The organism is Shigella sp. SIG3 (assembly GCF_053555855.1).
The window spans coordinates 1-5,468 of record NZ_JBQZXE010000176.1 but is presented as its reverse complement, the minus strand read 5'-3'; the positions used below and the strand labels follow the sequence as shown (position 1 = coordinate 5,468).

4 protein-coding genes and 3 pseudogenes are annotated in these 5,468 nt (G+C 50.5%); 2 read left to right on the top strand and 5 right to left on the bottom strand.

The window, feature by feature from the left end; all coding sequences use genetic code 11:
• Window positions 1–81: 81 nt before the first annotated feature.
• On the top strand, window positions 82–996 hold the full coding sequence (locus tag ACUU1I_RS19430; RefSeq protein ID WP_005068147.1) for a bestrophin family protein: 915 nt from the start codon (window positions 82–84) through the stop codon (window positions 994–996).
• A 3-nt stretch (window positions 997–999) separates the two neighbouring features.
• On the opposite strand, the gene tam is transcribed toward ACUU1I_RS19430, so the two are convergent.
• The 5 genes and pseudogenes from tam to ACUU1I_RS19405 all read right to left on the bottom strand — a co-directional run.
• Window positions 1,000–1,758, bottom strand: coding sequence for a trans-aconitate 2-methyltransferase (gene tam, locus ACUU1I_RS19425; RefSeq protein WP_001286595.1), 759 nt, complete (start codon window positions 1,756–1,758; stop codon window positions 1,000–1,002).
• Between the two features lie 38 nt (window positions 1,759–1,796).
• Window positions 1,797–2,087 (bottom strand): (4S)-4-hydroxy-5-phosphonooxypentane-2,3-dione isomerase, encoded by a 291-nt coding sequence (lsrG, locus tag ACUU1I_RS19420; RefSeq protein WP_000558531.1) that lies wholly within the window; start codon window positions 2,085–2,087, stop codon window positions 1,797–1,799.
• 23 nt (window positions 2,088–2,110) lie between these two features.
• Window positions 2,111–2,986, bottom strand: a complete 876-nt coding sequence (gene lsrF / locus ACUU1I_RS19415) for a 3-hydroxy-5-phosphonooxypentane-2,4-dione thiolase (RefSeq protein ID WP_000774195.1) — start codon at window positions 2,984–2,986, stop codon at window positions 2,111–2,113.
• 26 nt (window positions 2,987–3,012) lie between these two features.
• Window positions 3,013–4,036 (bottom strand): annotated as a pseudogene (gene lsrB, locus ACUU1I_RS19410) (autoinducer 2 ABC transporter substrate-binding protein LsrB).
• 11 nt (window positions 4,037–4,047) lie between these two features.
• Window positions 4,048–4,860, bottom strand: a pseudogene (locus tag ACUU1I_RS19405) (ABC transporter permease subunit); the annotation flags it as partial.
• On the opposite strand from ACUU1I_RS19405, the pseudogene ACUU1I_RS19400 reads away from it, so the two are divergent.
• Window positions 4,855–5,097 (top strand): annotated as a pseudogene (locus tag ACUU1I_RS19400) (FGGY family carbohydrate kinase); the annotation flags it as partial. The pseudogenes ACUU1I_RS19405 and ACUU1I_RS19400 sit on opposite strands and share 6 nt — an antisense overlap.
• Between the last annotated feature and the right edge of the window lie 371 nt (window positions 5,098–5,468).

The following is a 5,468-nucleotide window of genomic DNA, read 5'->3' as shown; positions in this document are numbered from 1 at the left end:
TAGGTAATTTGTAAGTAGCGTCTTGAGAATGTGATCGTAATCACGTTTAATAGGGCGACTTTTCCACGCCTGAAGATAACCATGATTGTTCGTCCACAACAACACTGGCTGCGCCGTATTTTTGTCTGGCACGGCTCAGTATTATCCAAGATATCCTCGCGCTTACTACTCAATTTTCTCTTTTCTATTGCTGTTATATTCATGCTGCCCTGGTACACGCATCTGGGCATCAAATTCACCCTCGCACCGTTCAGCATTCTCGGTGTCGCCATCGCCATTTTTCTTGGTTTTCGTAATAATGCCGGGTACGCCCGTTACGTTGAAGCGCGAAAACTTTGGGGGCAGTTGATGATTGCCTCACGGTCGTTACTGCGAGAGGTAAAAACGACATTGCCGGATTCGGCAAGTGTAAGGGAGTTTGCCAGGCTGCAAATCGCCTTCGCCCACTGTTTACGCATGACATTACGCAAACAGCCACAGGCGGAAGTGCTGGCTCATTATCTCAAGACTGGAGATCTTCAGCGTGTACTGGCTTCGAACTCTCCAGCTAACCGTATCTTGTTAATAATGGGAGAATGGTTGGCGGTTCAGCGCCGCAATGGACAGCTTTCAGATATCCTGTTTATTAGCCTCAACGATCGGCTTAATGATATTTCAGCGGTTCTGGCAGGCTGTGAGCGCATTGCCTACACGCCAATTCCCTTTGCCTACACCCTGATTTTGCATCGTACCGTTTATCTGTTTTGTATCATGCTGCCGTTCGCGCTGGTCGTGGACCTGCATTACATGACGCCTTTTATCTCTGTGCTGATTTCCTACACTTTTATTTCGCTGGATTGTCTGGCGGAAGAACTGGAAGATCCGTTCGGTACTGAAAACAATGAGTTACCGCTGGATGCCATCTGCAACGCTATTGAAATTGACCTGTTACAGATGAACGATGAAGCAGAAATTCCAGCAAAAATTCTTCCCGATCGTCATTACCAGCTGACGTGATAATTACTCCGTACGGCGGGCAACAATAAACAGACGCGGAAATGCCAGCAGTATCTGTCCGTTCTCTTGCAGTGGATACTGCTCTTCCAGCATCTGATGGTAGCGCGTAAGAAAAAGCTGCTGTTCGCTCTCGGTCAGATCCTGTAACCACGGACGTAATCCAGTGGCGGTCACCCAATCGATAATCGCCTGGTGCGACGGCATCTGGTGATAGTAAGTGGTTCGCCAGATATCGACCTCACATCCGGCTTCGCTCAAAATATCGTAGTAAGCATGAACGCCAGCCAACGGCTCACGCCCGCGATCCGGGTAGTTTTGTTCCCAAGCAACTTCGCGCATGAGCACATGGGTCGGCTCCAGCCAGTTATCTGGCATCTGTACTGCCAGCACGCCCTGCGGATTAAGTAAAGAAACCAAGTGAGGAAACAATTCGTAGTGGTCGGGCAGCCATTGCAGTGAGGCATTAGCAAAAATCAGATCGAGTGCCTGTTCCGGTTGCCAGTTGCGGATGTCTGCTTCCACGAACTGGCAGTCTGGCAAAGCACTGCGCGCTTCAGCAATCATCGCCGGAGACGAGTCGATGCCTGTTATCCTGGCCGCAGGCCAACGTTGATGCAGCAGGGCGGTGCTGTTACCTGGGCCACAGCCAAGATCGGCAACATATTCGACATTCTCCAGCGGCACTCTGGCAAGCAGCTCCACCGCCGGACGCGATCGTTCAGCGGAAAAGTGCAGATATAAAGAGGGGTTCCAGTCAGACATTTTTTTACTCCCGTCAGCGCGTTACCCCAATTGTAGCCTCACGGCATCAACCCATTGAACAGACGTTTTTTACGCGGCCCGGTCATTAAAGATTCCAGTTTCGCGACACAGGTTTTGTAGTGAGGCGTGGTTTTATGGAATGCCACTGTGTCTTCATCTTTATAGGCTTCGTAAATATAAAAGCGCGAATTCACTTCCGGGTCCTGTAAGACATCGAAGCGCAAATTACCTTCTTCCTGTACAGAGCCCAGGTGGTTCTGGCGAAAAACTTCGATAAACTCGTCAACCTTGTCTTCATGAACGTTAATTTCAACCAGTGTGACGTGCATAATTCTTCTCCTTAAATCCGCAGTTACTGTTTTTCACTCAGATAGAGTTCATATGCCCGATCAGCCGTTTCGTTATGGTGAACCACCGCCTGTACGGCTTTCATCATCGCCACCGGATGGTCAGACTGGAAAATATTACGCCCCATATCCACACCAGAAGCGCCCTGATCGATAGCCTGCCAGCACATTTCCAGCGCCTCGCGCTCCGGTAATTTTTTACCGCCAGCAATAACAATGGGTACCGGACATCCGGCAACAATCCGTTCAAAACCTTTTTCGACATAATAGGTTTTGATAATTTGCGCCCCCATTTCAGCGGCGATTCGAGTCGCGAGCGAGAAATAACGCTGATCGCGCACCATATCTTTGCCCACGCCAGTCACGGCCATGGTCGGCATTCCCACTTTCATTCCGGCATCGACCAGCTGAATAATATTTTTGATCGACTGATGTTCATATTCGCTGCCGATATAAACCTGCGCCGCCACCGCGCAACTGTTCAGGCGCACGGCATCATCCATCGATAACGCCACGGCTTCATTACTTAATTCCGCCAGAATAGAGTTCGCACCTGACGCCCGCAGTACCCCCGGCTTATTGGTCGCCGGGGGAACTACGCTGCGCAAAATGCCGCGCGTACACATTAATACATCGGCATGTTCAAACAGCGGGGCGATATTTATATCAATGCGTTCAAGTCCGGTAGTCGGCCCCTGAAAATAACCATGGTCAAAGGCCAGCATCACAGTTTTACCCGTTTTCGGATTAAATATCCACGATAAGCGTGACTGCATTCCCCAATCCAGCGCACCGCAACCTTTCAGGGTAAAAGGGATATTTTGTTGCGGTTGATCGGTACGAAAATCTTTACCATCTTTAATATCGTCTAAATCTGCCATAACTTACTCCGGTTAAGTAATGCACATCAGAAATCGTATTTGCCGATATTCTCTTTGTTGAATATCACGCGCTCCGGTAACAGTACGATGCCATTACCATCCGCTTCGTAGTCATAGCCCTGAACGCTGTTTGGCGAGACTTCAACCTGACCTACGCCCTGGATATCCAGCTTGTCGCCCGTTTTCATTGATCCTTTTTTCAATAATGCATCCGCGACATACACTGAAATTTTGCCTTGCTGAACCACATCCCACAGTCCAAATTCTTTCACCGTGCCGCGCTCTACATACGGGCGCATCACATTTGGCGTACTGAATCCGACAATCGCTACTTTGTCATTTTTCAGGTTTTCTGCGGCTTGTGCGGCAGCGGGCAGGGCGTTGGCATCGGGGGCGATAATGGCGTCGAGATCGCTATACGCTTTTAATATTCCTTCTGCGGTTTGTAACGATTTAGTGGCATCGTTATAGCCAAACTGCGTAGTGACAATTTCCCAGCCTGGATGCTCTTTGGCGATTTTCGCTTTCGCTTCTTTCACCCACTGGTTTTGGTCCGTAACGGTGGGGCTTGAGTAGAAAAACGCGACTTTGGCTTTGTCTTTATTCACCTGACGCGCCGCCATATCCACCAACATACCTCCCAACTGGGCGGGCGTTCCCTGATTAATGTAGTAAGAGCGGCACTCCGGTTTAGTATCAGAGTCCCAGGTCAGCACTCTCACACCACGTTGCATGGCGCGTTTCAGTGCCGGACACAAGCCATCAGGCGAAACCGCAGAAACGAATAATGGCGTTATAACCTTGATTGACGAAGTTATTAATCAACTGTACCTGACCAGAAACACTGGGTTCTGTCGGCCCGTCGTAGGTCACATCAACGCTCAGCTCTTTACCCGCTTGTTGTGCGCCGTTGCCACCGCTGGTAAAAAATCCCACGCCAACCAGTTTGGGAATAAATGCAATACGCTCTGCGGCCTGCACATTCATAGAGATTGCGGCAATGCCAAGAGCGCTAAGTAAGGCGATTTTCTTAAAGCGATGAAGTGTCATGAAGATATCCTTTATGGCAATGGGTTATTGGCCCGACGCGCCAGCCACTCTTTAATTTGCTGGCGATGCAGGCTAACGGAACGACCTACGACAACGACGATAAGCAGCGCACCGGAAAGGGCGCTGGACACCTGATTTGGCACTCCTGCCATTTGCAAACCTTGCTGCAAATATCCCACTAATAAAACCGCAATGGCGGTGCCGATAATGGAACCGGAACCACCATAAATATTGGCCCCGCCAAGCACCACGGCGGTGATGGCGGGCATCAGAAACGACGCACCGAGATCGGAACGTGCTGAACCAAAATACGATACCAGCAGCACAGCGGCGACCGCAGACGCCAGCCCCGTCATGGCATAGAGCGCACATAAGGTGCGGTTAACTGGAATCGCGCTATAAAGCGCCACGCGCGGGCTTTGCCCAATCAAAAACACATTACGTCCGGCATGGGTTTTATGCAGCCAGAGCCAGAAAACGAGGAGACATATCAGGAAGATAATCAGCGGAACGGGGAGTCCCAGCACATCCAGGTTAGCGAAATCTGTAAACGCCATCGGGAATCCACCAATACCTTCGTACCCCGTCGCTCCGGCCATACCGGAAAGCAGCAGAGCGCTTCCGGCAAACAGATACAGCGTGCCAAGCGTAATCACCAGCGGGTTAACTTTGGTATAGATAATTAATCCGGCGTTGATCAGCCCGCACAATGCGCCGAGCAGTAAGGTCAGGAGTATCGCCAGCGGCATCGGCACACCACTTTGAAACAGTACGCCCAATGCAATGGCGCAGAGGCCGATGGTCGAACCAAACGAAATCTTGATCTAACCACCCGTGCCTGGAAACCTGCATTGCTGGATATGGCTGGCCTGCGTGCCGATATTCTTTCTCCTGTCAAAGAAACCGGCACATTGCTGGGCGTGGTAAGTTCACAAGCGGCGGAACTCTGCGGTCTGAAGGCGGGCACTCCGGTGGTCGTTGGAGGAGGCGACATGCAGCTTGGTTGCCTTGGGTTAGGCGTTGTGCGTCCGGCACAAACCGCGGTTCTTGGCGGCACGTTCACGGATAATAAGCAGTGCACGCTCAGCGAGGCCCGGCATCAGTTGCCGATTACTCCGTTCCGTATGCCGTCATGAGTCCCATCCTTTGAAAGCAGTGATCGCTGTGGTGAGACTGTAGCGCGGACATGTCTATTTAGTCAGAGACGGACATCTCAATTTAGCTACTACAATGTTACTGCGCATAATGTATATTATGTTAAATCATGTCTGAGTGATGCGAAGTGCTTTTCTGGTAGTCGTTATTCGTTCAGGGTTCAAGAACTTAAGCCTCTCCTCTTTCATAATTGGCCTGTGCATGGAGAAATAGCCTGGTTATTCCCTGCCCCATGCTAAGAGCGCAGTGTCTGTCGCATAGACACTGCATACGAAAA

What these genes read in the sequence shown, in the direction of transcription:
- lsrF (WP_000774195.1), bottom strand. Translation starts at nt 2,986, where the DNA reads ATGGCAGATTTAGACGATATTAAAGATGGTAAAGATTTTCGTACCGAT.
- tam (WP_001286595.1), bottom strand. Translation starts at nt 1,758, where the DNA reads ATGTCTGACTGGAACCCCTCTTTATATCTGCACTTTTCCGCTGAACGA.
- ACUU1I_RS19430 (WP_005068147.1), top strand. Translation starts at nt 82, where the DNA reads ATGATTGTTCGTCCACAACAACACTGGCTGCGCCGTATTTTTGTCTGG.
- lsrG (WP_000558531.1), bottom strand. Translation starts at nt 2,087, where the DNA reads ATGCACGTCACACTGGTTGAAATTAACGTTCATGAAGACAAGGTTGAC.